The following is a 208-nucleotide window of genomic DNA, read 5'->3' as shown; positions in this document are numbered from 1 at the left end:
CCACCTGTTCCCATTCCGAACACAGAAGTTAAGCTCAGCTGTGCCGAAAATACTTGGCGGGAAGCTGCCTGGAAAGATAGGTCGTCGCCGACACCGGGGAAAGAGTCACTTCTTTCCCCGGCTTTATATTCCTCAATAGCTCAGTCGGTAGAGCATGCGACTGTTAATCGCAGGGTCGTTGGTTCGAGTCCAACTTGGGGAGCCATGC

General features: G+C 53.4%; 1 tRNA gene and 1 rRNA gene. Both read left to right on the top strand.

From position 1 onward, the window contains the following. Positions 1–93: ribosomal RNA gene (gene rrf / locus H9X81_RS11700) — 5S ribosomal RNA — on the top strand; the annotation flags it as partial. Positions 94–129: 36 nt separating this feature from the next. Then, a tRNA-Asn gene (locus tag H9X81_RS11695) sits at positions 130–205 on the top strand. The last annotated feature ends 3 nt before the right edge of the window (positions 206–208 follow it).

It is taken from the genome of Hydrogenoanaerobacterium saccharovorans, assembly GCF_016901815.1.
Classification (GTDB): domain Bacteria; phylum Bacillota; class Clostridia; order Oscillospirales; family Ruminococcaceae; genus Avimicrobium; species Avimicrobium caecorum.
The sequence above is the reverse complement of the archived record's forward strand: the minus strand, read 5'-3'. Positions and strand labels throughout refer to the sequence as shown.